Consider the following 285-nt stretch of genomic DNA (forward strand, 5'->3'; position numbering starts at 1 on the left):
CTCCGGAAGACGGTTGTTGCGCACGTATTCGGTGAACGCACTATGGCGACGCTGGGGCGTCTTATGAGCCTGCTGTCACCCTTTGACGTGGTGATATGGATGACGGATGGCTGGCCGCTGTATGAATCCCGCCTGAAGGGAAAGCTGCACGTAATCAGCAAGCGATATACGCAGCGAATTGAGCGGCATAACCTGAATCTGAGGCAGCACCTGGCACGGCTGGGACGGAAGTCGCTGTCGTTCTCAAAATCGGTGGAGCTGCATGACAAAGTCATCGGGCATTAT

General features: G+C 55.4%; 1 pseudogene. It reads left to right on the plus strand.

Annotated features, from left to right (window positions below):
- Positions 1–285, plus strand: a pseudogene (locus tag M989_RS24125) (IS1-like element IS1A family transposase); the annotation flags it as partial.

Origin of the sequence: Kluyvera georgiana ATCC 51603, from assembly GCF_001654985.1 — a bacterium.
Taxonomy (GTDB): domain Bacteria; phylum Pseudomonadota; class Gammaproteobacteria; order Enterobacterales; family Enterobacteriaceae; genus Kluyvera; species Kluyvera georgiana.